We start from the raw sequence: 24,878 nt of genomic DNA on the forward strand, positions 1-24,878 counted from the left end.
TTGAACCTTGCATCGCCGATGCGCCATCCTGGCGGCATGCAGTCGTCCGATTCGGAAACCGTGCTGTTACGCCCCGGCGTGCTCGGCGCGCCCGTGGGGTGCCCGGTGCGCTGGTGCCGCTCGGCGCGCGCGCGCCGCGTCAGCCTGCGCATCGATGCGCGCGCCGGAGAGGTCGTGGTCACCCTGCCGATGCGCACCGCCCGCCGCGCCGGCATGGCACTGCTGACGACGCATGCCGCCTGGGTGATGCAGCGCCTGGCCGCGCTGGCCCCGCCGCTGGCCTTCGCGCCGGGGGTGGAGGTGCCGCTCGGCGGCCGGCCGCACGTCATCCGCCACGATCCCGCGGCGCGCGGCGGCGCCTTTCTCGACGGCGCCATCATCGTCGTCTCCGGTGCGCCGGAATTCCTCGCCCGCCGCGTGAAGGACTTCCTGCGCGCCGAGGCGAAGCGCCGGATCGGCACCTTGGCGGAAGGGCATGCGGCGACGCTCGGGGTGAAGGTGCGCGCCATCCGGCTGAAGGACACCAACAGCCGCTGGGGGTCCTGCGCGCCGGACGGCACGCTCGCCTTTTCCTGGCGGCTAGTGATGGCGCCGGACTGGGTGCTCGACTACGTGGTGGCGCATGAGGTCGCGCACCTGCGCGAACTCAACCACTCGGCGCGCTTCTGGGCGCATGTGGAAGCCCTGACGCCGAACCGCGAGCCGGCGCAGGACTGGCTGCGGGACAACGGACCCGCCCTGCTGCGCATCGGCTGAAGTCGACCTAGTATCCTCTGCAATATGCGGAGGACTCCATGAAGGCCATCGGCTTCACCAGGTGCCACCCGGTTGACCATCCGGAGGCGCTGCTCGACCTCGACATCCCGGCACCGGCGGTGCCGGAGGGCCACGACATGCTGGTCGAGGTGCGCGCCGTCTCGGTCAACCCGGTGGACACCAAGCGCCGCCGCAGCGAGGAACCGAAGGACGGTCCGCGCATCCTGGGCTTCGACGCCGCCGGCGTGGTGCGCGCGGTGGGCCCGGGCTGCACGCTGTTCCGCGCGGGAGACGAAGTCTTCTACGCCGGCGTCGTGAACCGCCCCGGCAGCAATGCGGAACTGCAACTGGTCGATGAGCGCATCGTCGGCCGCAAGCCGGCCTCGCTGTCCTTCGCCGAGGCGGCCGCCATGCCGCTGACTTCCATCACGGCTTGGGAAGGGTTGCACGACCGGCTCGGCATCCATGAGGGCGGCGGCGCGGGGGATGCGCTGCTGGTGATCGGCGGCGCCGGCGGCGTCGGCTCGATGGTCACCCAGATCGCGCGGCAGCGCACGGCGCTGACCGTCGTGGCCACGGCATCGCGGCCGGAGACCGCGCAGTGGTGCCGCGACCTCGGCGCGCACCACGTGGTGGACCACAAGGGGGACATCGCGGCGCAGCTCAAGGCGCTCGGCGTGCGGGCGCGCTACGTGTTCTCGACCAATACGACGGCGCGCAACTGGGAGCAGATCGTCGCCACGGTGGCGCCGCAGGGCAGCATCGTGCTGATCGAATCCCAGGCGCCGATCGATGCGCGGCAACTCATGCCGAAATCGGTCTCCCTGCACTGGGAGCTGATGTTCACCCGGCCGATGTTCGGCACGCCGGACATGATCGAGCAGCATCACCTGCTGAACGCGGTGGCCGACCTGGTCGACCATGGCCGCATCCGCCACACCATGACCCGCAATCTGGGGCCGATGACGGCCGAAAGGCTGCGGGAGGCGCATGCGATGGTCGAAAGCGGGACGATGATCGGCAAGGTGGTGCTGGAGGGGTTCTGACGATCCCGGTCGAGGGGGCTTTGTCGCGTAGGGGGAAAGGTCGCCCGTGAAGGCCGGAGGGGCCTTGCCCCTCCGGACCACCCCACCAAAGGCCGAAGGGCCTTCGGAAACCTTCTCTTGGCGCTGGGCACCGCCGGCATTCCAGGTCATCGCAGCGTGCACAGGCGCGGCTTTCGGCAGCATTCCGGCTGCGGCGCATGGAACCAGGTGACGGTTTCCAAAGGCCCTTCGGCCTTTGGCGGGGTGAGTTGGAGAGGGGCAGAGCCCCTCTCAAGACGCTGCGCCGGCGTGGGCTTCCCGGCATGGCGTGCAGAGGATAACCCTGCCGCCGTCCTCAGGAACCGAGACGCCATGAAGCCAGAGATCGTCCTCGTCACCGGCGCCACCGCCGGCTTCGGCCTTGCCATCGCGCGCCGCTTCGCCGCCGACGGGGCGCGCATCGTCGCTGCCGGGCGGCGCGCGGAGCGCCTGGCGGCGCTACAGGCGGAACTTGGCGCCGCGCGCTGCCACGCGCTGACCCTCGACGTGCGCGACCGCGGCGCGGTGGTGGAGGCGATCGCCGGCCTGCCGGCCGAGTTCGCCGCGGTGGACCTGCTGGTGAACAATGCCGGCCTCGCCCTGGGGCTCGAAGGTGCGCAGGCCGCGAACCTCGACGACTGGGATGCGATGGTCGACACCAACATCAAGGGGCTGATGTACGTCACCCGCGCCGTGCTGCCCGGCATGGTCGCGCGCGACCGCGGGCATGTGGTGAATCTCGGGTCCACCGCCGGGGAGTTCCCTTATCCGGGCGGCAACGTCTATGGCGGGACGAAGGCCTTCGTGCGCCAGTTCAGCCTGAACCTGCGCGCCGACCTCTGGGGCACGAAGGTGCGTGTGACGGACATCGAACCGGGCCTGGTCGGCGGCACCGAGTTCTCGAACGTCCGGTTCAAGGGCGACGACGCCAAGGCGGCCGGCATCTACGAGGGCGCCGAGGCGCTGACGCCGGAGGACATCGCGGACGCGGTGCACTGGGTCGCGACGCGGCCCGGACGCGTCAACGTGAACACGCTGCAGGTCATGCCGGTGACGCAGTCCTTCGGGCCGCTGCGCGTCCACAAGGGCTGATGCCGGCGGCGCGACGGGTGTGGCCGGCGTAGCGCGTCATACCGGCGGCCGCGTGTAGCGGCCGCTGGCATGCGGCTCTTGCTGCCCTCAGGCGCCGGGCGAAAACCTCCGGTTTGCCTAGCTTCGACGGACCACCGGCGGGCCGCATTCGCGACCTCGGCACGAGTCAGAGACTCGTGCCGCCGGTATCAGACCACCGTCACGCCGGCGGCACGCGCCTTGTCCACGAGGTATCCGCGCGCCGCCTGCATGTCCTCCAGCGTGCCGAAGGCATTGGTGTAGGCGCCGCGGTAGCCCTTGCCTTCCAGCAGGGCGAACATCGCGCCGAAGTCGAAGTCGCCCTTGCCGGGAACAAGGTGCTCCTCGTAGCCGTTGCGCCAGCAGTCGGCGAGGCGCACTTCCTTCACGCGGCCAAGCGGCATGGCGTCGACGAAGCCCTGCACCCCCGGCGGCAGCAGATGCGCGTGGTTGGCGGTGAAGGAGAGCGCGAAGGCGGGTGAGTCGATCGCCTCGTAGTAGTAGCGCCACTCCTCGACCGTGTGGGCGAGGTAGTGGACCTCGGCATTCTCCGGCTCGCGGTTCAGGTTCTCGAGCAGCAGCAGCGCGCCGTGTTGTTCCGCGTGCTTCACCATGCGCTGCAGCCGGTCGCGACCGGCTTCCATGCGCATCGGCACGTCGGCGGTGAAGTGGTAGCCGGCATGGACGACGATCCATTCGGCGTGCAGTTTCGGTGCGACCTCAATATAGGCCTTGAGGTAGCTGTCGACCGCCTCCGACAGGAAGGGCGAGTACTCGGCCACGTTGACGGCCGAGAGCGTGTGCAGCGCGATGGCGACCCCGTTGGCCTCGGCGCGCCGGCGGATGTCGCGGCAGCGCGCATCGTCGAAGGTCGTCACCGCGTTGGCACCGGTGTCGAGCTGAATGTCGATGTGCCGGACCTGGTTCCGCGCGGCCCATTCGACGGCGTCCTCCAGCCGCAACTTGCGGCCGACATCCACGCCGATCCTGTCCATCAGCGGCATCGCTTCCTCCCCTGCTTGTGCGCAATGGTTTACAGGCCCGGAGTGCGGTGGCAACGTTCGTCCCGTCCAAGAAGCAAGGAGCCGTGCACCGCGACCGCCAAAGGCGGCCGGGCGGCCACAGGGTTGGGAGGAAGCCGGATGTTCCTGATCGACAGGCGACAGATGCTTGCGCTCGCGGCCTGGTCCGCGGCGGCCACGAAGGCATGGGCACAGGCTCCCATGCACGACCAGGAGCGCGCCCTCTACGAGGCCGCCAAGCGGGAAGGCGAGATCACCTGGTACACCGGCCAGTACAGCGCCGATGCGTCGGAGGCCGCCGGGCGCGCCTTCAACGAACGCTATCCCGGGGTGCGCTGCAACGTGGTGCGCAGCACCTCCCAGGTGGCGTTCCAGCGCCTGTCGCAGGATTTCCGCGCCGGGGTCGGGCAGTGCGACGTGTTCTCCTCGACCAATGGCGGGCACTACGTGCAGCTCAAGCGGCAGAATCGCCTGGTGCAGTTCCGTCCGGTCAACGCCGACGGCCTGCTGCCGATCCTGCGCACGCCGGACCCGGACAACTACTTCCAGTCCACCTTCCTCGGCATCTACCTGATGGCGCACAACACGCGCATGGTCAGCGAGGCCGAGGCGCCGAAATCCTGGACCGACATCCTCGACCCGAAGTGGAAGGACCGGCTGGCGGTCGGGCACCCCGGGTTCAGCGGCGCGATCGGGCTGTGGGCGCTGCAGATGCGGACCATGTTCGGCCCCGACTATCTGCGCCGCTTCGAGCGCAACAAGCCGCAGGTCGGCCGGTCCTCGATCGATCCGGTCACCATGATGAATGCCGGGGAACGTGCGGTGGGCGTCGCCGTGCCGTCCGCCTCGACGCTGTTCGCGGCGTCGCGCGGCAATCCGCTGAGGCTGATCTACCCGACCGAGGGCGTGATCGCGGCCTTGTCGCCCTCGGCGATTCCGACCAATGCGCCGCACCCGAACGCGGCGAAGCTGTTCCAGGAATTCCAGACCGGCCCGGCGCTCTCCGCCGCCGTGCGCCTGCTGTTCAACGAGAGCATCCGTCCCGACGTCCCGCCGCCCGAGGGCTCCCGCCCGCTCGATCAGGTGACGATGCTGGCTCCGAGCCTCGAGGCGGCGGAGCGCGGCGTGCCCGAGGTGCGGGAGCAGTGGCGCGAGATCTTCGGGGTCTGAGCGCCGGACCTTGAGCGCGACCTCGATGGCGGGCACCCGCCCGGGCCGGCTCCGCAGGCTGGAGCCGGTCGCCTTCCTGTGGATCGCGCTGATCGCCGCGCTGCTCGTTCTCGTGGCGGCGCCTCTGCTCAAACTGCTGCTCGTCTCCTTCGAGATGCAGGAAACGGGCGAGTTCACCTTCCAGAACTACCTGACCGCCTACGGGCGGCAGCGCTACCTCGACGCGCTGCGCAATTCCCTGCTGCTCGGGATGCTGTCCGCCGCGATCTCGGTGGTGATCGCCGTGCCGATGGCCTGGGCGGTCTCCCGCACCGACATGCCAGGCAAGGGCTTCACCTGGGCGACGGTGCTGGCGGCCTTCATCATGCCGCCCTACCTCGGCGCCATCGGCTGGATCCTGCTGGCGGGGCCGAATTCCGGCTGGATCAACCAGGTCTGGCGGGCCGCCACGGGGGCCGAGGCGCCGCTGGTGAACATCTACACCTTCACCGGCATGGCCTTCGTCATCGCGCTGCATTCCTTCCCGCTGGTCTTCATCTTCGTGAAGTCGGCGCTGGACCTGATCTCCTCCGAGATGGAGGACGCCGCCAACATCCTCGGCGGGGGCACCTGGACGACCATGCGGAAGGTGACGCTGCCGCTGGTCTGGCCTTCCATCCTCGGCAGCTTCATCCTGATCTTCCTCGAGACGATCGCGCTCTTCGGCACGCCGGCGATCATCGGCATCCCGGCGCGCATCAACGTGGTGACGACGCAGCTCTGGCAGTTCTTCGAGGATCCGGTGCGCGTCGAGGTCGCGGCCGCCTACGCCATCCCGCTGCTGCTCATCACCGTGGGCCTGATCGCGGTGCAGAAGATGCTGCTGTCGCGCAAGGGCTTCGTCTCGCAGACCGGCAAGGGCGGCGAGCGACGGCAGGTGAAGCTCGGGCCATGGCGCTGGGTGCTGTTCGGCTGGTGCCTGGCGGTGGCGATGCTGGCGGTGGTCAAGCCGCTGATGGTGCTGCTGCAGGCCTCCTTCGCCAAGGCGTGGGGGCGCGGCTTCTCCTTCGACAACCTGACGCTGCGCAACTACCGCTTCCTCCTGTTCGAGCACGACATGGCGCCGCAGGCGACGTGGAACACGGTGTGGTTCTCCGCCGCGTCCGCGACGATCGCGGCGGTGCTGGCGCTGCTGGTCGCCTACATCGTGATCCGGCGGTTGATGCGCCTCGCGGATGCGCTGGGCTTCCTCGCCATGGCGCCCTTCGTGATCCCGGGGATCGTCATGGCGATCGGCTTCTACGCGGCCTATGCCGGGCCGCCGCTGTCGCTGTACGGTTCGGCGCTGCTCATCATCCTCGCCTTCGCGGCGCGCTTCCTGCCGATCGCCTACGCCAATTCCCAGGCGGCGATCCGTGCCGTGCACCCGGAGATGGAGGAAGCCGCGCGCATCCTCGGCTCAGGCCGGCTGCACGCCATTCGCCGCGTGACGGCGCCGCTGCTCAAGACCTCGCTGCTCGGTGGCTGGCTGGTCGTGTTCATCGTCGCCTCGCGCGAACTGTCGGCCGCCATCTTCCTGGTCGGGCCACGGACGCGGACGATGTCCGTGCTGCTCTACGACCTGACGGAGCAGGGCAATTTCGAGGTGGTTTCCGCCTTTGGCGGCATCCTGCTGCTCATCACCATGGCCATCGTCGGCATCGGCATGAAGCTGGTGGGCCGCGACTTCATGCTGCGGAGGGAATAGCGTGCCGCGCCTGGTGCTTTCCGGCTTGACCAAGGCCTACGGGCCGCTGGCCGTGGTGGACAAGGTCGACCTGACGCTGGGGGAAGGGGAATTCGTCTCCCTCCTCGGCCCTTCCGGCTGCGGCAAGACGACAACCCTGCGCATGATCGCCGGCTTCGTCGACCCGACCGCCGGCAGCATCTCCGTGGATGGCACCGTCCTGTCCGCGCCCGGCGCCGTCGTGCCGCCGGAGCGCCGCGGCATGTCGATGATCTTCCAGTCCTATGCCATCTGGCCGAATATGACGGTGGAGGAGAACGTCGCCTTCGGCCTGCAACTCCGTAAGCTGCCGCGCGAGGAGGTGAAGCACCGCGTCGCCGAGATGCTGGCGGTGGTGAAGCTCGACAAGCTCGCCCACCGCTACCCGGCGGAGCTCTCCGGCGGGCAGCAGCAGCGGGTGGCGCTGGCCCGCGCCATCGTGGTGAAGCCCTCCGTGCTGCTTCTGGACGAGCCGCTGTCGAACCTCGATGCGAATCTGCGGGAGGAGATGCGCTTCGAGATCCGACGCCTGCACGACGAATTCCGCATCACCACCGTCTACGTCACCCACGACCAGGCCGAGGCGATGGCGACCTCCGACCGCATCGCGGTGATGAATGCCGGGCGGATCGAGCAGGTGGACGCGCCGCACCTGCTCTACGCGCGGCCGCGCACGCGCTTCGTCGCCGGCTTCGTCGGGCGCACCAATCTTCTGGAGGCGCGGGTGGCGTCCGGCACGCTGCTGCTCGACGGCGTGAGCCTTGGCCCCGCCGCGCAGGCCCGGCTGCCGGACGGTGCATTGCTGATCTCGCTGCGGCCGCAGGCGATGGCGATCCACGAAGCGCGGCCCGCAGGCGACGGCCTGGTGCTGGAGGCGACGATCGTCGAGCGGACCTATCTCGGCGAGGCCTGGGACTACGTCGTGCAGCCGGAGGGCACCTCGCTGCGCCTTCGGGCCGCGGCGCCACCGCTGGAGGCGCATGATGTGGGGCGGAAGGTGTGGCTCGCCGTGGATGCGCGGCAAGTGGCGGTGGTGGAGTAAGGCCGGGGGGAAGGGAACTTCCCCCCGGACCCCCCAACCTTCCTGGGCACTTGGAGACTGACCTCCGAAGTAAGTTCCCAAATGACAAAGAAGGGAGGGGGATCGGGGGAGGTTCCCCTCCCCCGACCTACCCGAAGGCCGGTGCCGCGCGCGCAACCCCGCCATAGGCATCGAGCATCCGTTCCCGCCAGGCATGCACGGGGTCGGAGGGCTCCAGCACCGGAAATGCGCTGACGCAGCGCGCCCACTGGAAGGGTCCGAACACGATGGCGTCCGCGTAGCCGGGCGCGTCGCCATGCAGGAAGGGTGCGCGGCGCAGCGCAAGGCGCAACGGGATCAGCGTCTCCCGGAAGGCGGCGACCTGCGATTCGCGCCCCGCTGTCACCTCGGCGAGGCTGCGGCCGTAGCGCGCTTCCCGGCTTTCGATGAAGTAGGCGGCGTCGATGGGGTCGAGCAGCGCCGGAATGTCGGAGACGACGAGTCGCGCCATGCCGCCGACCAGTGCCGCGTCGGCCCAGCCGTTGAGGAAGCGCGCCAGCGCCCGGCCACCCTCCCCGCCGAACAGGGAGGGGCGATCGGGGTAGGTGTCCTCCAGATACTCCGCGATGCGCCAGGAATCGTGCACGCTCCGTCCGCCGTCGAGGATGACCGGCACCTTCTCGGCGCCGTGCGCGGCGATGGTGTCGCGCTCGGAAAAGCGCCAGGGGATTGTCTCCACCTCCAGCCCCTTGTGGGCGAGCGCCAGGCGCGCCCGCCAGCAATAGGGACTGAAGCGCCGCGCCGGGTCGGCACCGCTGAGGTCGTAGAGCGTGATGGGCATGACCGATCCTCCGTGCCACGACTATCCTGCGGAGAGGAGAGGAACGCCACCGCATGACCGACCCCCTGCTGCTGGCACTGGACCAGGGCACCACCTCGACCCGGACGATCGCTTTCGACACCGCCTTGGCGCCGCGCGCGAGCGTGCAGGAGGAACTGCCGCAGCACTTCCCGGCCCCCGGTTGGGTGGAGCACGAGCCGGAGGATCTCTGGCGTGGCGCTCTCGCGACCCTGCGCGGCGCGCTGGAGCGCGCGGGCGGGGAGGCGCGGCGCGTCGCCGGCATCGGCATCACCAACCAGCGTGAGACCACATTGCTGTGGGACCGCGCGACGGGCCGCTGCCTGCACCGCGCGATCGTCTGGCAGGACCGGCGCACCGCGGCGGCCTGTGCGCGCCTGCGGGCGGAAGGTGCCGAGGCACTGTTGACGGAACGGACCGGCCTTCTGGCCGATCCCTATTTCTCGGCGACCAAACTGGCCTGGCTGCTCGACGAGGTGCCCGGCGTGCGGGGCGCGGCCGAGCGTGGCGAACTCGCCTTCGGCACGGTGGACTGCTTCCTGCTCTGGCGCCTGACCGGCGGGCGTGTGCACGCGACGGATGCGACCAACGCGGCGCGCACCATGCTGTTCGACATCCGTCGCGGCTGCTGGGATGACGATCTGCTCCGCCTCTTTGGCATTCCTCCTGCAGTGCTGCCGGAGGTTCGCGATTGCGCGGCGGAATTCGGCACCACCGAGCCCGGGCTGCTCGGCGCGCCGGTGCCGGTGCGCGGCATGGCCGGCGACCAGCAGGCGGCGACCATCGGCCAGGCCTGCTTCGAACCGGGCATGGTGAAATCGACCTACGGAACCGGTTGCTTCGCGCTGCTGAACACCGGGGAGACGGCGGTGACATCGCGCAGCCGGCTGCTGACCACCATCGCCTACCAGCTTGGCGGGAGGCGGACCTTCGCGCTGGAGGGGGCGATCTTCGTCGCCGGCGCGGCTGTGCAGTGGCTGCGCGACGGCCTCGGCATCATCCGGACGGCGCCGGAGGCGAGTGCGCTTGCCGCGCAGGCGGACCCGGCGCAACGGGTGGTGATGGTGCCGGCCTTCACCGGCCTCGGCGCCCCGCACTGGGATGCGGAGGCGCGCGGGGCGATCTTCGGGCTGACGCGTGGCGCCGGCCGGGCCGAGCTCTGCCGCGCCGCGCTGGAAAGCGTCGCCTACCAGACGCGCGACCTGTTGGAGGCGATGCGCGACGACTGGCCGGCCGGGGCGGAGACGGTGCTGCGCGTCGATGGCGGCATGGTCGCTTCCGACTGGACCATGCAGTTCCTGGCGGATCTGCTCGGCGCGCCGGTGGACCGGCCGACGATGCCGGAGACGACGGCGCTCGGCGCTGCCTGGCTCGCCGGGTTGCAGGCGGGGCTCTGCGCGCCGCCGGGCGTGGCCGGAGCCACGCATTGGCGGCTCGATCGCCGCTTCGTGCCCTCCATGGGTCGCGACGAGGCGGCGGAACGCTATGCTCTGTGGCAGGATGCGATCCGTCGCACGCTGACCCGCTGAACGGCGGCAGGACACGGGCATGGATGGCATCTGGACCTTGACCGAAGTGGCCGGGCAGGCGGCGCCCTTGCTCTTGAGCCTGCATCCCATGCAGACCGTGCGGCGGCGCGCATGCGGCGCCCGCCGCCGCACGGGCGCCTTGCGCCTGAAGCGCTTGCACGACGCGCCCGAGGAAGGGAACGAGAGGCTCCACCCGGCATGAGCGCCGACGGTCTCTATGCGCGCCTCGGCGTGCCGCGGATCATCAACGCCTATGGCACGAACACGCGGCTGTCCGGCGGGATGATGGCGCCGGAGGTGATCGCCGCCATGGCGGAGGCCTCGCGCGCCTGCGTCGAGATGCACCACCTCCAGGCGGCGGCGTCGCGCGTCATTGCCGCCGAGACGGGCGCCGAGGCGGGCATCGTCACCAGCGGCGCGGCGGCCGCGCTGCTGCTGGGGGCTGCGGCCTGCATGGCGCGGCTCGATCCGGCCGCGATGAACCGGCTGCCAGACGCCACGGGCCTGCCGAACGAGTTCGTCGTCCTGCGCAGCCAGCGCAACATGTACGACCGTGCGCTGCGCGCAGCCGGCGGGCGTATCGTGGAGGTCGGCATCCCGGACCGCCTGTCCGGTCCCGGCGTGCGCGACGCGAGCGCGGGCGAGGTGGCCGAGGCGATCACCGAGCGCACCGCCGCCGTCTACCATCTGGCGGGTGGGAATGCCGAACCGCCGCTGCCGGAGATCGTGCGCGTCGCGCATGCGCGCGGCGTGCCGGTGCTGGTCGATGCCGCCGCGCAGTTGCCGCCGGCCGAGAACCTGCGGCGCTTCATCGAGGATGGCGCGGACCTGGTGTGCTTTTCCGGGGGCAAGGCGATCGGCGGGCCGCAGGCTTCGGGTATCCTGGCAGGGCGGCGCGATCTGGTGAGCAGCGCCCTGGCGCAGATGCTCGACCTTGACCTGCCTGAGGACCAGTTCGTCGCGCCCGCAGAATTCGCCGCGCTGAACCAACTCCGCTTCCTGCCGCATCACGGCATCGGCCGCGCGGCGAAGGCCGGCAAGGAGGAGATCGCCGGGCTGATCGTCGCCCTGCAACGCTTCGCCACCGAGGACCCCGCAGCGCTCACCGCGCGCTGGACGGCGCGGCTCGCGGCGCTGCGGGATGCCGTGCCGGGCGCCGTGCTGGTGCCGGACGGCGCCAAGCCCGGCCTGCCGCTGCTGGAGCTGCGATTCGCCGACCGTACCGCCGCCGTCCGCGCGGAAGCCGCTCTGCGTGCGCGAGATCCGGCCGTGCATGTCGATGCCTCGCGGATCCGCCGCGGCGTCCTGGCAGTGAATCCGATCGCGCTCGATGATGACGACCTGCCGCTGCTCGCCGCGGCACTGAAGGAATGCTGCGCATGAGCGACCTGTTCCTGGTGGGCAATGCCTCCGGCTTCTCGGGGGACCGGGTGGATGCAGCGGCGCCGGTGGTGCGCACGCTGGCGCGCCGCGGCCTGCCCGCCGCGCTGTTCTTCGAATGCCTGGCGGAGCGGACCATCGCATTGGCGCAGATCGAGAAGCGCCGCGACCCCGATGCCGGCTACGAGCCGATGCTCGAACGGCTGCTCGACCCGATCCTGGCGGATTGCGCGCGCGCCGGCATCCCGATCCTCGGCAATTTCGGCGCCGCCAATCCGATGGCGGCGGCGCGCTGCGTCGCGCGGCTGGCGCGGCGGCTCGGCCTGCCGGAACTGCGCATCGGCGTGGTCACCGGCGATGATGTTTCCGCCAGCGTCGATCTCGATGCGCTGCCGGTGCACGAGGCGGATGCGGGTCTCGACATGTCGGCCTGGACGCTGGTGTCGGCCAATGCCTACATCGGCGCGGCGCCGCTCGCGCAGGCGCTGGGGCAGGGGGCGCAGGTGGTGGTGGCGGGGCGGACCTCCGATCCCTCGCTCGCCGTCGCGCCGCTGATGCACCATTTCGGCTGGGCGGAGGATGACTGGCGGAACCTCGCGATCGGCGCCGCCTGCGGGCATCTGCTGGAATGCGGATCGCAGCTCACCGGCGGCGTGTTCTGGGACCCGGGCTACAAGGACATTCCCGACCCGGCGAATATCGGCTTCCCGATCGCCGAGGTCGGCTCCGACGGATCGCTGCTGGTGACGAAGGCCGAGGACACCGGCGGCCTGGTGGATCTGCGCAGCGTGAAGGAGCAGTTGCTCTACGAGCTGCACGACCCTTCCGCCTATCTGACGCCGGACGTGGTGATGGACGTCTCCGGCGTGACGATGGAGCAGGCCGGCAAGGACCGCGTCGCGCTGCGCGGCGTGAAGGGCCATGCCCGGCCGGAGCGGCTGAAGGTGACGGCCTGCTACGAGGGATCCTGGCTCGGCGAGGGCGAGGTCTCCGTCGCCGGCCCGAACGCCCTGGCCCGCGCCCGCGCCACCGCGGATGTCCTGCTGCAACGCGTGCGACAGCGCGGCTTGGCGCGGCGCGCGCGGGCCGACCTGATCGGCGTGTCCGCCGTGCATGATTCCGACGATGGCGCGCTGTGGCGTGCCTATGACGGGCCGGAGCCGCCGGACATCCGCATCCGCCTGGCGGTGGAGGCGACGTCCCGCGACGACGCCGATCAGGCGGCGCGGGAAGTGCTGGCGATGCTCTGCTGCGGCACGGCGGGCACCTCGGGCGCGCGCTGGCGGGTCACGCCGCGCATCCTGACGCGGTCCTTCCTCGTGCCGCGGGAGATGGTGCCGACGGACGTGACGGTGCGGGAGGCACGGCTGTGGAACTGAACGATACGATGGTCGAGGTGCCGCTGCACCGCGTCGCGCACAGCCGCGCGGGGGACAAGGGCAACCGGGTGAACCTTTCGCTCATGCCGTACGACCCCGCACTGTACCCGCTGCTGGCCGAGCAGGTGACGGAGGCGCGCGTGCTCGCGCTGTTCGCCCATCGCGGCGCAACGCGGTGCAGGCGCTACGACCTGCCGCTGATCCACGCCTTCAATTTCATCGTGGACGATGCGCTGGAAGGCGGCGTGAACGGCGCGCTGAACCTCGACGGCCATGGCAAGAGCCATTCCTTCCGCCTGCTGTCGCTCGCTGTCCAGGTTCCTGCCCGCTTCACGTAGCGGTTTCCCAAGGCCTTTCGGCCCTTGGCGGGAGGTCCGGAGGGCAGAGCCCGCCGGCCTTCCTCAGCACCCCTGCGTATTGACGTAGAGGCTGAACAGCGACTGTGCCGCTGCCATGAACAGCCGGTTGCGGTGCCGCCCGCCGAAGGCGAGGTTGGCGCAACGCTCCGGCAGGTGGATGTGCCCGATCGGCGCGCCCGCGCCGTTGAACACGCGCACCCCGTCCAGCCCCGGCATCATCCCCCAGCCGCACCAGAGATTGCCGTCGAGGTCCACGCGGAAGCCGTCCGGCGTCTCGCCGGGCGCGCAGGCGATGAAGGTGCGGCGGTTGCGCAGCTTCGCGCCGTCCACGTCGTAGGCGAGGATGTTGCGCGGTTCGGAGCGGCTCTCGACGATGTAGAGGATGCTCTCGTCCGGGCTGAAGGCCAGGCCGTTCGGATGGTCGATGTCGTCGGCGACGCAGGCGATCTCGCCGCTGTCGCCGTCCACGCGATAGACGTTGGTGGACGGCAGCTCGGGCGTGTGCCTCTCGCCCTCGTAGAAGCCGAGGATGCCGAAGGGCGGATCGGTGAACCAGATCGAGCCGTCGGACTTCACCACCACGTCGTTAGGGCTGTTCAGCCGCCGGCCTTCGTAGCTGTCGGCGATGACGGTGATGGCGCCGTCATACTCGAAGCGCACCACGCGGCGGCCGAGATGTTCGCAGGCGATGATGCGCCCCTGGCGGTCGCGCGTGTGGCCGTTCGCGTTGTTCGACGGCTTGCGCCAGGCGGCGACGGCGCCGGTTTCCTCATCCCATTTCAGCACGCGGTTGTTGGGGATGTCGGACCACAGCAGGCAGCGGGCATCGCCGAGCCAGACCGGGCCCTCGCCCCAGCGCGTGCCGTGATGGAGGCGCTCCACGGCGGACAATGGCAGGTGGTACTTCCGGAACGACGGATCGAGCGCGACGATCGCGGGATCGGGGTAGCGCAGGCTCGGCTGCCAGCGTGGGTCGTTGTCCATGCGTGTCTCCTCCGGTCTGGTCCGCAGGAGGATAGGCGCCCAGGCGCCAGGGCGCGAAGCCGCCGCCGGGGCAACGCCCTTCGGTGTCAATTCCCAGGCGACAGAGAAGGGAGGGGGATCGGGGGAGGTTCTCCTCCCCCGCACCTGCTACGCCCGTTCCAGTAGCCCCGCCCGTGCCAGCCGGTGGCAGAACTTCAGCGCCCCGTCGCCCAGGGCCTCGGCTGTCGTGCCGTCTTCCAGGGCCTGCAGCCAGCCGAGTTCCTGCGCGCTCAGCGTCTCCACGCCGCCGTACCACCGCAGCGCGGCGCCGCCCGCAGGCAGCGGGACCAGGGTGTGGTGCATCGACTCCGAAAGGCGCAGCCGTTCGGTCGGCGCGGGCGGCCGCGTGGTCAACGAACGGCCCGGCAGGGAAAGCCGGTCGTGCGCCACACGGTCCAGTGCCGCCAGGGCGAGGCGATCCGCCAGGCCTGGCCGGGACAAGGCCGCCACGGCGGCGCGGAGGCGCGCATCGACCTCGGCAAGGCCGTCGGATTCGGCGAGCCGCCAGGTGGGCATGGCCGCACGGAGGGCGGGTTCCTCGGTCTCGAGCTCGGCAAGGAGGTGGCGCAGCATCTCCCCCAGGCCGGGTTCGAGCAGGCCGATGGTGATGTGCAGCGATGGCTCCTCGCCCTCCTGCACCATCGCCTCGTGCAGCACGCCGCGCGGGAGGTAGAGCGCGTCGCCTGGGGACATCACCAACTCCTGCGGCTCGCCTTCGGGCGCGACGGCGTTGGCCCAGGGCGTGTGGCGCGTCGGCGCGGCGTAGGGAATGGCATCCCACACCCGCCAGGCCTTGCGCCCGGAGACCTGCAGCACCAGCACGTCGTGGGTGTCGAAGTGCACGCGGAAGCCCTGCGCGCCCGGCGGCGTCAGGTAGATGTTCGCCTGCACGCCGTGCAGGAAGGCCTTCTCCAGGCCGCGGCAGAAACGCGCGAGCGGCGGGTGGAGTTCGTGGAACTGCGAGACGACGAGGCTCGCCCCGTCGTCGTGGCAGGCGAGCAGGCGCGGCAGATCGACGCGGTCGGAGCCTTCCTCCAGGTACTGGTCCGGCGGTACCGCGGCGCTGCCCTTGCGCGCGCCGTCGGCCATGGACACGCGCGGCGTGCGCGCCGCGTCGGTGCGCAGGAAGGCGTCGAGGTCGGCGATCGAGAGCAGTCCGGCGTAGCGTTCCGGATCGTTGCCCGGAAACAGCCGCCAGGCGGTGCCTTCGCGCAGCGCGATGCCGTCCTCGAGGGAGAGGGAACCGAAGGCGAGGGCCCAGGAGTCCTCGGCGAGTGTCGTGGTCATCTGATCCTTCCGCGGCCCGCCGCGTCGCGCGGGTCGCTGTCCGAAAAGCCTGTACGGGGCCGTCCGCGTCCGGCGGCGTCGCGCGGGTCGCTGTCAGAATAGCCGGTGCGCGGCCTGCCGCGACCGGCGGCATCGCGCGGATCGCTGTCGGAGTAGCCGGTGCGGGGTCGGCCGCGTCCAGCGCCGTCGCGAGGGTCGCTGTCGGAATAGCCGGTACGGGGCCTGCCCCGTCCGGCGGCGTCGCGCGGATCGCTGTCCGACTGACCAGTGTAAGGCCGCCCACGCCCCGCGGCATCGCGCGGGTCACTGTCGGAATAGCCGGTGCGGGGCTGCGCCGTGACGGCGACCGGCATCGCCGCCGCCGCCGCCGCCGGCGCGCCGAGCACCAGCAGCCGCCGCGACAGGCGTCCGCGCCGCGAGGTGCGGTCCTCGGTCATGGTGTGGCCGGCCGGCCCCCGCGTATCAGCGCCAGCCGCGGCCGCGGCCGGGGGCGTCGTTGGGGTCGTTGTCGGTCACGCCGCGCTGGCGCTGACGCCAGCCGGTACCGTAGCCGGACGGGTCGTTGGGGTCGCCGTCATTGATGCCGGTATAGGGCCGACCCTGCGTCCGCGGGCGATAGCCGCCGCGGCCATAGCCGGGACCATCGGACGGATCGGAATCGGTGATGCCGGTGCCGCGGCGATAGCCACCGCGGCCGTAGCCGGGACCGTCCGATGGATCGGAATCGGTGATGCCGGTGCCGCGGCGATAGCCACCGCGGCCGTAGCCGGGACCGTCCGACGGATCGGAATCGGTGATGCCGGTGCGGTACTGCACCGGTGTCGGGTCCATCGCCTGGGCCGCCTGGGCCGCCTGGGCCGCCGGGGCCGCGGCGGCCGCCACCGCGCCGCCGGCCGCGGCGAGCTTCAGCACCAGCATGCGCCGCCCAAGGCTGCGCCCCTCGCCATGCTCCGTCGTGCCGGGCGCCCCCGCCTCCGGCGCGGCCTTCGCAGCATTCTTCTCGGTCATGGCCTCGTGCACTCCTTCCCTGCCGGATCATCGGTCGGCGTGGGCAGTTTTCGCAAGTTCGATGGAGGAAGGATTGAGTGCTTCGGCGCACAATGTCGCCGAAGCGCTTCACCATCCGCGGCCACGGCCCGGCGCGTCGTACGGGTCGCTGTCCGACACCTGCCGTCGGGAGCCGCCGCGGCCATAGCCGGGCCCGTCGGACGGGTCAGCATCGGTGTAGCCAGTGCGCGCGCGGCTGCCGCGATATCCCCCCCGGCCATAGCCGGGCCCGTCATTCGGGTCGGCATCGGTCATGCCGGTGCGCACGCGGTTGCCACGATAGCCGCCGCGACCCTGGCCCGGCCCGTCACTGGGGTCGGAGTCGGTGATGCCGGTGCGGTAGCCGCCGCGGCCGTAGCCGGGTCCGTCATTCGGGTCGGCATCGGTGATGCCGGTGCGGGCGGGCCCCGGCGCATAGACCGGCGCCGGCGGAGCCACCACGCAGCCGGCGAGCGCCGTCGAGGCGGTTCCGGCCCCCGCCAGCCGAAGCACCAGCAGGCGCCGCCCGAGCTGCTGCTTGTCCTGCTTGTCGTCCATTGCGGCGCATCCTCGAGGATCGGCCCTATCCTCAGCGGCGCGGCTTCGCGGGGCAAGTGGCGCAGCACGGCGGTTTTGCCCTTGGCGGCCGTGGCGAGGGCGGCGCATCCTTCGCGCCGCCACGAGGACAACGCCCGGACCACCAACCATGACCCAACGACGCACCCTTCTTGCCGCTGGCGCCGCGCTTGGACTCGCGCCCCGCCTCGCCGCCGCGCAGCAGCGCTTCGCCAGCATGTACGTGTTCATCCCCGCCGGCCCCGGCGGCGGTTGGGACGGGCTGGGCCGTGCCATGGAGCAGGTGGCCCGCGGGGCCGGCCTGGTCGGCAGCTTCCAGTTCGAAAATGTCGGCGGCGCCGGCGGCACCGTCGGCCTGCCGCGCTTCGTGGCGCAGCGCCGCGGCCGCGGCGACGCGCTGATGGTGGGCGGCGCCGTCATGGTCGGCGCGGTGCTGACCAACCGCACGCCCGTCGGCCTCAAGGACGTGACGCCCGTCGCGCGCATGACGACGGAGGCCGGCGTCATCGTCGTGCCGGCGAATTCGGAGTTCCAGAACCTGCAGGGCTTCCTCGACGCGCTGAAGGCGAACCCGGGTGCGGTCTCCGTCGGTGGCGGCAGCGCCGGCGGCATCGACCACATCACGCTCGGGCTGATGCTCAAGGCGCTGGGGCGGCAGGCGCGCGAAGCGTCCTACGTCGCCTTCGCCGGCGGCGGGCCGGCGCAGGCGGCGATCCTCGGCGCACAGGTGAAGGCGGGCATCTCCGGCGTGTCGGAATTCGCCGAGCAGATCCGGGCCGGGCGGATGCGCGCGCTCGCCACCACCGGCGATACCCGCAGCCTGGACGGCGTGCCGACGCTCAAGGAGAGCGGCATGGACATCGTCATCGGCAACTGGCGCGGCTTGTTCGGCGCGCCGGGCATCAGCGCGGCGCAGCGCCAGGCGCTGACGGATTTCGTCACCGCGCTGCACGCCCTGCCCGCCTGGCGGGACCTGCTGAACACGCGCGGCTGGGACGATGCCTTCCTGACGGGCCAGCCCTTCGAGGAGTTCCTCGCGCGCGACCAGCGCGAGACCGAGGCGGTCCTGCGCGACATCGGCCTGGTGACGTGACGCGCCGAGGCGCGGACGCCGGCGACCTCGCCGCCGGCGCGTTCGTTCTCGGGCTCGGCGGCGTGGCGATGTGGGCGGCGAGCGTGATCCCGACCTCCCCGATCTACGCGCAGGTCGGGCCGAAGGTCGTGCCCTATATCGTGGCGGCGGGGTTGATCGGACTCGGCTCCCTGCTGGTGGTCGCCGCGCTGCGCGGCGGCTGGAGCCGGGATGTTCCCGAAGTTGCCGAGGCCGGGCCCAAGAATCCGCGCGCGCTCGGTTGGCTTGGCGGCGGGTTGCTGCTCAACCTGCTGCTGATCGGGCCGCTGGGGTTCTCGCTGTCGGCGGCGGTTCAGTTCGTCTGCACGGCCCGCGCCTTCGGCAGCCGGACGCCGCTGCGCGACGCGGCGATCGCGCTGGCGGTGTCGCTCGGGGCGTTCTTCCTGTTCGTCGAGGCGCTGGGCGTGAACATCGGTGCCGGCGTGCTGGAAGGGGCGATCCTGCGCGCGCTCGGACAGGAGGTGATGTGATGGAGCTTCGCAGGGGTTTGCCGACCCCCGTGGCAGGCCGGGGGCGTGTCGCCGACGCGGCAGCTTCGGGGCCCACCGCGGGCACGGCCCGTTCGAGGATCGGCTGAGTGCGTGCCTTCCGCTTCGTGACCGTGGACGTGTTCACGGAACACCGCTTCGGCGGCAACCAGCTCGCCGTCTTCCCCGATGCGCGCGGGCTCACGGATTCCGAGATGCAGGCCCTCGCCGCCGAGTTCAACCTGAGCGAGACGACCTTCGTCCTGCCGCCGGCCAGCCCGCACAACACGGCGCGGGTGCGCATCTTCAACCGCGTCGCGGAGATGCCCTTCGCGGGGCATCCGAATGTCGGCACCGCCTTCGTGCTGGGGCGGGAGGAGGAGGAATCGCCACGCGCGCTGCGCTTCGAGGAACCGGCCGGGCTGGTGGAGGTGGTGCTGGAACGCGACCAGGCCGGGCGCGTCGTCGGTGCCGACGTCGCGGCGCCGCAGCCGCTCTCGCTCGGCGCCCCGGTGGCGGTCGAGATCATCGCCGCCTGCGCCGGCCTGCCGCCGGAGGCCATCCTCACGGTGTCGCATCCACCGGTGCCGGCCTCGGTCGGCAATCCCTTCGTGATCGCGGAGGTCGCGCCGGACGCCTTGTCGCGCGCCGCGCCGGACCTTGCCGCCTTCCAGCGCGCGCGGGCGGCGCGGCCGGAGATGGGCGGGCGCTTTGCGCTCTACCTCTACGCGCGCGGGGAGGGGACGGCGCTGCGCGCGCGCATGTTCGGGCCGCTCTCCGGCACCTGGGAGGATCCGGCGACGGGCAGCGCCGCGTCCCCGCTCGCGGCGCTGCTGCTCTCGCTGGGCGGTGCGCCGGAAGGGCGCTGGCAGGTGACGCAGGGGGTGGAGATGGGGCGGCCCAGCCTGCTTGCGGTCTCCGCGCGGCGGGTCGCGGACGGGATCCGCGCGACGGTCGGCGGGCGGTGCGTGCCGGTGCTGCGCGGGGAGGCGGTGCTGTGAGGGTGGCAAGGTCGGGGGGAGTGAACTCCCCCCGAATCCCCCCTCCTTCTTTGGGAACCTTGCGCTTCGCCGGAGGCGAAGCGCCCTGACAAGGAAGGGAGGGGGTTCGGGGGAGGTTCATCCTCCCCCGACCTTCTCCTTCCGACAAAGAGGTTTGGATGGACTCGCTCTCAGGCCTCGCCCTCGGCTTCGGCAATGCCCTCTCCCTGGCGAATCTCGCCTGGGCCCTGCTGGGCTGTTTCCTCGGCACGGCGATCGGCGTGCTGCCCGGCATCGGCCCGGCGCTGACCATCGCGCTGCTGCTGCCCATCACCTTCCAGGTCAGCGCGACCGGCGCCTTCATCCTGTTCTGCGGCGTCTTCTACGGCGCGATGTATGGTGGTTCGACGACATCCATCCTGCTCAACACGCCGGGCGAGAGCGGATCGATCATCACCGCGCTCGAGGGCGCGAAGATGGCGCGCAACGGGCGCGCCGGGCCGGCGCTGGCGACGGCCGCGATCGGATCCTTCGTCGCCGGCATGGTGGGCACGCTCGGCATAGCCTTCCTCGGGCCCGTCATCGTGGAATGGGCGCTGGTGCTGGGGCCGGCCGAGTATTTCTCCCTGATGGTGCTGTGCTTCGTCACCGTCTCGGCGGTGCTCGGTTCCTCGGCGCTGCGGGGGATGACGTCGCTGTTCTTCGGCCTGATGCTGGGGCTGGTGGGCATCGACCTGCAGACCGGCCAGCCGCGCCTGACCTTCGGCGTGCCCGAGCTGCTGGACGGCGTGAACGTCGTGCTGGTGGCCGTCGCGCTCTTCGCGGTGGGCGAGGCGCTGCACATGGCCTGGCACCATCATGCGGGGAAGATCGAAGTGCTGCCGGTCGGCCGGCTGATGCTGTCGAGGCAGGACTGGAAGCGGTCCTTCTGGCCGTGGGTCCGCGGCGCCGGCCTGGGCTTTCCCTTCGGCGTGCTGCCGGCCGGCGGCACCGAGATGCCGACGATGCTGAGCTACTACGCCGAACGGAAGCTCGCGAAGCCGGAGCACCAGAAGGAATTCGGCACGACCGGCGCGATCGAGGGCGTGGCCGGGCCGGAGGCCGCGAACAACGCCGCCGCCGCCGGCATCCTGGTGCCGATGCTGACGCTGGGGCTGCCGACGAGCGCGACGGCGGCGATCATGCTGAGTGCCTTCCAGTCCTACGGCATCAATCCCGGGCCGCTGCTGTTCACGCAGCAGGCGGATCTGGTGTGGACGCTGATCGCCAGCCTGTTCATCGCCAACGTCATGCTGGTGGTGCTGAACCTGCCGCTGGTCGGGCTGTGGGTACGCATCCTGAAGATTCCCGTGCCGCAGCTCTATGGCGGCATCCTGGTCTTCGCGACCATCGGGACCTACGGCATCTCCAACAGCGTGATGGATCTGGTGATCCTCTACGCGCTCGGCGTGGTGGCGATGTTCATGCGGCGCTTCGACTTCCCGGTGGCGCCCGTGGTGATCGGCATGATCCTGGGGCCGATGGCGGAACAGGCGCTGCGCCAGGCGCTGACCATCAGCCAGGGGGACTGGACCACCTTTGTCACGCGGCCCGGCAGCGCGATGATCCTCGCGCTGGCGGCGCTGGCGCTGGCAGGGCCGCGGATCTGGGCGGCGGCGGCGCGGCGGCGCTGACGGCCCGGAACACGTAGGGACCGAGGAGGCCCGCGACCGACCCATGTTCTACGAACCCAGGCTCGGCCACGGCCTGCCCCACGACCCGTTCAAGGCGATCATCGCCCCGCGGCCGATCGGCTGGATCTCGACGCTCGATGCGGAAGGGCGGCCGAACCTCGCGCCCTACAGCTTCTTCAACGCGGTGCATTCGCGCCCGCCCATGCTCGCCTTCACCAGCGAGAGCATGAAGCACAGCGCCGCCAACGCCATCGCGACCGGCGAATTCGTGTTCAACCTCTGCACGCGGCCGCTGTTCGAGGCGATGAACGTCTCGTCCGATGCGCTCGCGGCGGGGGTGAGCGAGTTCGAGGCCGCCGGACTGGCGACCGCGCCGGGTCGCGTCGTCAAGGCGCCTCGCGTCGCAGCCGCGCCCGCGGCGCTCGAATGCCGCGTGGTGCAGTCGCTGCAGTTCCAGGACGTGGACGGCAGGGCGCTGGAGGGGTGGATCATCATCGGCCAGGTGGTCGGCGTGCATATCGACGACGCCTGCATTCGCGACGGCCGCTTCGACACCGCCGCGGCACAGCCGGTCGCGCGCTGCGGGTACCGTGACTACACGACGGTGACGGAGATGTTCGAGGCCCTGCGGCCGACCGATGGCGGCAGCTTCGCGCCGGGATGATTGAGGGGGCGCCGCCCGCTCAAGCTTCCCCGGCAGGAGACACGCTCCCCTGCACCCACGGTTACCCGAATATCGGTTTCCAAAGGCCTTGTGGCCTTTGGCGGGGTGAGTCCGAGAGGGGCGGCACCCCTCTCGGAATGTCAGCACCGCACCGGCCGGACCGTCGCCAGGACTGCCGCGCCGAGCGCGAGAAAGATCAGCACTGTCGCCATCCCCGCCCGCTGGCTGCCGGTCGCGGCCGTCACGCCCGCGAGCACCGCCGGGCCGAGGAAGCCGGTGATCCGGCCGGACAGCGCGAAGAGGCCGAAATGGGCTGTCATCTCCCCTTCCGGGGCCATCCGCGCCATCAGCGTGCGGGACGCCGCCTGGGCCGGCCCCATGAATATGCCGAGAGCCATGGCCAGGCCCCAGAACCACCCCTTGCTGTCGGTGGCGAGCAACCCGGCGCCGAGCACGATCATCGACATCAGCGCGACCATCACCGTCCGCTTGGAGCCGAGCCTGTCTTCAAGCAGCCCGAAGCCGGCGGCCCCCAGGCCGGCCGTCACGTTGAGCGCGATGCCGAAAAGCAGGATCTCCTCGAAGGTCATGCCATGGACGCCGGCGGCATAGATGGCGCCGAAGGCGAACAGCGTGTTGAGCCCGTCCGTATAGAACAGCCGCGCGATCAGGAAGCGGAGCATGTCCGGCCGGCGCGGCAGGCCGCGCAGGAGGAAATGCGTCTCCGCCACACAGGCGGTGACGGCTTGCCGCATCGGCACGCGATCGCCGGGCGGGTCCGGCACCGCCAGCAGCACCGGCCAGGCGAAGACCACCGTCCAGGCGGCAACCAGCAGCGCCGTGGCGCGCACATGCTCTGAAACCTCGCGATCCAGCCCGAAGAGCGGCGGATTGGGCTGCACGAGCAACACCAGCGCGACGCCGAGGCAAGCGAGCCCGCCCGCATAGCCGAGACCCCAGGCGAGGCCCGAAAGGCGCCCCATGTGCTCGGGTGTCGTCACTTCCGGCAGCATCGCGTTGTAGAACACGGTGCCGAGCTCGAAGGCGACGGTCGCAAGCCCGACGCAGACCAGCGCCCAGAGCGTCCAGGACGGGTCAGGTTCCGCGTACCATGTCAGGCCGGTGAAGACCGCGGTGCAGAGGGTGCAGGCCGCGAGCAGGGCGCGGCGATGGCCGCCGCGATCCGCGACGGCGCCGAGCAGCGGCGACAGCACGGCGATGGCGACCGCCGCGACGGTCTGCATCCACCCCCATTCGGCCTGTCCGGTGGCCGGGTCGGGTGCGATGCCCTGGGCGAAATAAGCCGCGATCACGAAGGTCGATACGACCGTCGGAAAGGCGCTGTTCGCCCAGTCGAAGGTGGCCCAGGCGATTGCCTTGCGGTTCATGGGCCAAGGGTGGTGCCGTATCGGCCGCCACGGTGCAAGGGCGGAGTCGTGACCGCTGAGCGGCGCCCGGCGGTTCCCATTGGGGCCTTGAGAGGGGCGCTGCCCCTCTCAAACTCTCCCCGCCAAAGGCCGAAAGGCCTTTGGAAACCGTGACTTGGTATCCGCGGCGCAGGGGGCTGCAGCCCGCTGGCGGGGGAGTCCGAGGGGTCGGCGCCCCCTCGGGACACGCGTCAGTTGGTGGTGATGTTCGCCGCCCTGACCACCTGGCCCCATTGCTCGCTTTCCTGCGCCATCATCTGCGCCAGTTCGGCGGGCGTGGAGGCGGCCGCATCACCGCCCGAGCGGCCGAGCTGCTCGCGGAAGGCGGCGTTCTCCACCAGCTCGCGCACCGCCGCGCCAAGGCGCGCGACGATCTCGGGCGGCGTGCCGCGCGGCGCGAACAGCGCCCCGGTCGAAGCCGCCGCGTAGCCCGGCACGCCGGCCTCCTGCATCGTCGGCAGGTCCGGCATCAGCGGATGGCGCTGCGGGCCGCACAGCGCGAGCGCCCGCACCCGCCCGCCGCGGACATGCGGCTCCGCCGAGGGCAGGCTGTCGAACATCATCGAGATGTTGCCCGCCACCAGATCATTCATCGCCGGCCCGCCGCCGCGATAGGGCACGTGGACGATGTCGATGCCCGTGCGGTAGCGGAAGAGCTCGCCCGCCAGGTGGATCATCGAGCCCGAACCGCCCGACCCGAAGGTCAGCGCGCCGGGTTCCGCCTTGGCGAGCGCCACCACCTCCGCGACCGACCGGGCCTGCAGGCCGGCGGTGACCGCCATCAGATGCTCGATGCGGAAGGCCAGGCTGACGGGCGCGAAATCCGTCAGCGGATCGAAGCCCATGTTGCGGTAGAGATGCCGGTTCACCGCGATGGCGCCGTTCGTCCCCATCATCAGGCTGTAGCCGTCGGCGGGGGAACGGATGACATTCTCCATGGCGAGATTGCCGCCGGCGCCGGTGCGGTTCTCCACCACCACCTGCTGGCCGAGCTTTTCCGTCATGCCGCGCGCCAGGATGCGCGTGAGCACATCGGTGCCGCCGCCAGCCGAGAAGGGCACCACCACGCGGATGGGGCGCGAGGGGAAGGTCTCCGCGCGCAGAAGGGTGGGGCGTGCGAGACCGAACGGCGTCGCTGCCGTAGCGGCCAGAAGATGTCGTCGGGCAATCATCCCGGTGCTCCTTGCATGATGTCGTCGAGAGCCTGTTCCGTGGCACTCCCGGGCGGCG

At 71.0% G+C, this 24,878-nt stretch carries 24 protein-coding genes and 1 pseudogene; 16 read left to right on the top strand and 9 right to left on the bottom strand.

Translation table 11 applies throughout. From position 1 onward, the window contains the following. Positions 1 to 60: 60 nt before the first annotated feature. The 3 genes from GXW74_RS12310 to GXW74_RS12320 all read left to right on the top strand — a co-directional run bounded on the left by GXW74_RS12310 (position 61) and on the right by GXW74_RS12320 (position 2,912). Positions 61 to 756: a M48 family metallopeptidase gene (locus GXW74_RS12310; RefSeq protein ID WP_338148217.1), complete on the top strand. Its 696-nt coding sequence runs from the start codon at positions 61 to 63 to the stop codon at positions 754 to 756. A 38-nt stretch (positions 757 to 794) separates the two neighbouring features. Next, the gene (locus GXW74_RS12315; protein WP_211846805.1) at positions 795 to 1,802 is read left to right on the top strand and encodes a zinc-binding alcohol dehydrogenase family protein; all 1,008 of its coding nucleotides are present in this window, start codon (positions 795 to 797) and stop codon (positions 1,800 to 1,802) included. Positions 1,803 to 2,153: 351 nt separating this feature from the next. Then, on the top strand, positions 2,154 to 2,912 hold the full coding sequence (locus tag GXW74_RS12320) for an SDR family NAD(P)-dependent oxidoreductase (RefSeq protein ID WP_211846806.1): 759 nt from the start codon (positions 2,154 to 2,156) through the stop codon (positions 2,910 to 2,912). A gap of 188 nt (positions 2,913 to 3,100) precedes the next feature. Here the strand turns inward: GXW74_RS12320 and GXW74_RS12325 are convergent, their stop codons facing one another. Then, positions 3,101 to 3,925: a sugar phosphate isomerase/epimerase family protein gene (locus tag GXW74_RS12325; RefSeq protein WP_246523256.1), complete on the bottom strand. Its 825-nt coding sequence runs from the start codon at positions 3,923 to 3,925 to the stop codon at positions 3,101 to 3,103. Between the two features lie 147 nt (positions 3,926 to 4,072). Here GXW74_RS12325 and GXW74_RS12330 point away from each other — a divergent pair, with 147 nt between their 5' ends. Genes GXW74_RS12330 through GXW74_RS12340 form a run of 3 tightly spaced genes read left to right on the top strand, consistent with a single transcriptional unit; the run spans position 4,073 to position 7,908 of the window. Beyond that, positions 4,073 to 5,122 (top strand): ABC transporter substrate-binding protein, encoded by a 1,050-nt coding sequence (locus tag GXW74_RS12330; protein WP_211846808.1) that lies wholly within the window; start codon positions 4,073 to 4,075, stop codon positions 5,120 to 5,122. A gap of 10 nt (positions 5,123 to 5,132) precedes the next feature. Next, positions 5,133 to 6,848 carry an ABC transporter permease gene (locus tag GXW74_RS12335; RefSeq protein ID WP_246523257.1) on the top strand — a complete coding sequence of 572 codons (1,716 nt, stop codon included), beginning with the start codon at positions 5,133 to 5,135 and terminating at the stop codon, positions 6,846 to 6,848. Between the two features lies 1 nt (position 6,849). Beyond that, positions 6,850 to 7,908, top strand: a complete 1,059-nt coding sequence (locus tag GXW74_RS12340) for an ABC transporter ATP-binding protein (RefSeq protein ID WP_211846809.1) — start codon at positions 6,850 to 6,852, stop codon at positions 7,906 to 7,908. A gap of 127 nt (positions 7,909 to 8,035) precedes the next feature. Here the strand turns inward: GXW74_RS12340 and GXW74_RS12345 are convergent, their stop codons facing one another. Continuing rightward, positions 8,036 to 8,728 carry a glutathione S-transferase family protein gene (locus GXW74_RS12345; protein WP_211846810.1) on the bottom strand — a complete coding sequence of 231 codons (693 nt, stop codon included), beginning with the start codon at positions 8,726 to 8,728 and terminating at the stop codon, positions 8,036 to 8,038. 53 nt (positions 8,729 to 8,781) lie between these two features. On the opposite strand from GXW74_RS12345, the gene glpK reads away from it, so the two are divergent. Genes glpK through GXW74_RS12370 form a run of 5 tightly spaced genes read left to right on the top strand, consistent with a single transcriptional unit; the run spans position 8,782 to position 13,372 of the window. Next, entirely contained in the window at positions 8,782 to 10,275 is a 1,494-nt protein-coding gene (gene glpK, locus GXW74_RS12350; protein ID WP_211846811.1) for a glycerol kinase GlpK, read from the top strand. A gap of 19 nt (positions 10,276 to 10,294) precedes the next feature. Continuing rightward, positions 10,295 to 10,477 (top strand): hypothetical protein, encoded by a 183-nt coding sequence (locus GXW74_RS12355; RefSeq protein ID WP_211846812.1) that lies wholly within the window; start codon positions 10,295 to 10,297, stop codon positions 10,475 to 10,477. Then, on the top strand, positions 10,474 to 11,658 hold the full coding sequence (locus tag GXW74_RS12360) for an aminotransferase class V-fold PLP-dependent enzyme (RefSeq protein WP_211846813.1): 1,185 nt from the start codon (positions 10,474 to 10,476) through the stop codon (positions 11,656 to 11,658). The genes GXW74_RS12355 and GXW74_RS12360 overlap by 4 nt, the downstream gene beginning before the upstream one ends. Next, positions 11,655 to 13,034, top strand: coding sequence for an acyclic terpene utilization AtuA family protein (locus GXW74_RS12365; RefSeq protein ID WP_211846814.1), 1,380 nt, complete (start codon positions 11,655 to 11,657; stop codon positions 13,032 to 13,034). Before GXW74_RS12360 ends, GXW74_RS12365 begins: the two co-directional genes overlap by 4 nt. After that, positions 13,025 to 13,372 carry an AtuA-related protein gene (locus tag GXW74_RS12370; protein ID WP_338148218.1) on the top strand — a complete coding sequence of 116 codons (348 nt, stop codon included), beginning with the start codon at positions 13,025 to 13,027 and terminating at the stop codon, positions 13,370 to 13,372. Before GXW74_RS12365 ends, GXW74_RS12370 begins: the two co-directional genes overlap by 10 nt. Before the next feature lie 63 nt (positions 13,373 to 13,435). On the opposite strand, the gene GXW74_RS12375 is transcribed toward GXW74_RS12370, so the two are convergent. The 5 genes from GXW74_RS12375 to GXW74_RS12395 form a co-directional block, all read right to left on the bottom strand. Further along, positions 13,436 to 14,377 carry an SMP-30/gluconolactonase/LRE family protein gene (locus GXW74_RS12375; RefSeq protein WP_211846815.1) on the bottom strand — a complete coding sequence of 314 codons (942 nt, stop codon included), beginning with the start codon at positions 14,375 to 14,377 and terminating at the stop codon, positions 13,436 to 13,438. 147 nt (positions 14,378 to 14,524) lie between these two features. Beyond that, positions 14,525 to 15,703: a cupin domain-containing protein gene (locus GXW74_RS12380; protein ID WP_211846816.1), complete on the bottom strand. Its 1,179-nt coding sequence runs from the start codon at positions 15,701 to 15,703 to the stop codon at positions 14,525 to 14,527. Beyond that, positions 15,700 to 16,140, bottom strand: a complete 441-nt coding sequence (locus GXW74_RS12385) for a hypothetical protein (RefSeq protein ID WP_211846817.1) — start codon at positions 16,138 to 16,140, stop codon at positions 15,700 to 15,702. Before GXW74_RS12385 ends, GXW74_RS12380 begins: the two co-directional genes overlap by 4 nt. Positions 16,141 to 16,165: 25 nt before the next feature. Then, positions 16,166 to 16,711: a hypothetical protein gene (locus tag GXW74_RS12390; RefSeq protein ID WP_211846818.1), complete on the bottom strand. Its 546-nt coding sequence runs from the start codon at positions 16,709 to 16,711 to the stop codon at positions 16,166 to 16,168. Between the two features lie 108 nt (positions 16,712 to 16,819). After that, the gene (locus GXW74_RS12395) at positions 16,820 to 17,287 is read right to left on the bottom strand and encodes a hypothetical protein (protein ID WP_211846819.1); all 468 of its coding nucleotides are present in this window, start codon (positions 17,285 to 17,287) and stop codon (positions 16,820 to 16,822) included. A gap of 148 nt (positions 17,288 to 17,435) precedes the next feature. On the opposite strand from GXW74_RS12395, the gene GXW74_RS12400 reads away from it, so the two are divergent. From GXW74_RS12400 to GXW74_RS12420, 5 genes are all read left to right on the top strand, one after another. Then, entirely contained in the window at positions 17,436 to 18,398 is a 963-nt protein-coding gene (locus GXW74_RS12400; protein ID WP_211846820.1) for a tripartite tricarboxylate transporter substrate binding protein, read from the top strand. Beyond that, positions 18,395 to 18,907: a tripartite tricarboxylate transporter TctB family protein gene (locus GXW74_RS12405; protein WP_338148219.1), complete on the top strand. Its 513-nt coding sequence runs from the start codon at positions 18,395 to 18,397 to the stop codon at positions 18,905 to 18,907. The genes GXW74_RS12400 and GXW74_RS12405 overlap by 4 nt, the downstream gene beginning before the upstream one ends. Before the next feature lie 107 nt (positions 18,908 to 19,014). Continuing rightward, entirely contained in the window at positions 19,015 to 19,905 is an 891-nt protein-coding gene (locus GXW74_RS12410) for a PhzF family phenazine biosynthesis protein (RefSeq protein WP_211846821.1), read from the top strand. Positions 19,906 to 20,063: 158 nt separating this feature from the next. Next, on the top strand, positions 20,064 to 21,557 hold the full coding sequence (locus tag GXW74_RS12415; RefSeq protein WP_211846822.1) for a tripartite tricarboxylate transporter permease: 1,494 nt from the start codon (positions 20,064 to 20,066) through the stop codon (positions 21,555 to 21,557). A 43-nt stretch (positions 21,558 to 21,600) separates the two neighbouring features. Continuing rightward, positions 21,601 to 22,221 (top strand): flavin reductase family protein, encoded by a 621-nt coding sequence (locus tag GXW74_RS12420; RefSeq protein WP_211846823.1) that lies wholly within the window; start codon positions 21,601 to 21,603, stop codon positions 22,219 to 22,221. Positions 22,222 to 22,361: 140 nt separating this feature from the next. Here the strand turns inward: GXW74_RS12420 and GXW74_RS12425 are convergent. Both GXW74_RS12425 and GXW74_RS12430 read right to left on the bottom strand, forming a co-directional pair. Beyond that, positions 22,362 to 23,654 (bottom strand): annotated as a pseudogene (locus GXW74_RS12425) (MFS transporter); the annotation flags it as partial. 185 nt (positions 23,655 to 23,839) lie between these two features. Next, positions 23,840 to 24,820 (bottom strand): Bug family tripartite tricarboxylate transporter substrate binding protein, encoded by a 981-nt coding sequence (locus GXW74_RS12430; protein WP_211846824.1) that lies wholly within the window; start codon positions 24,818 to 24,820, stop codon positions 23,840 to 23,842. Between the last annotated feature and the right edge of the window lie 58 nt (positions 24,821 to 24,878).

This window comes from Neoroseomonas eburnea, from assembly GCF_018129005.1.
GTDB classification, from domain to species: Bacteria; Pseudomonadota; Alphaproteobacteria; order Acetobacterales; family Acetobacteraceae; genus Neoroseomonas; species Neoroseomonas eburnea.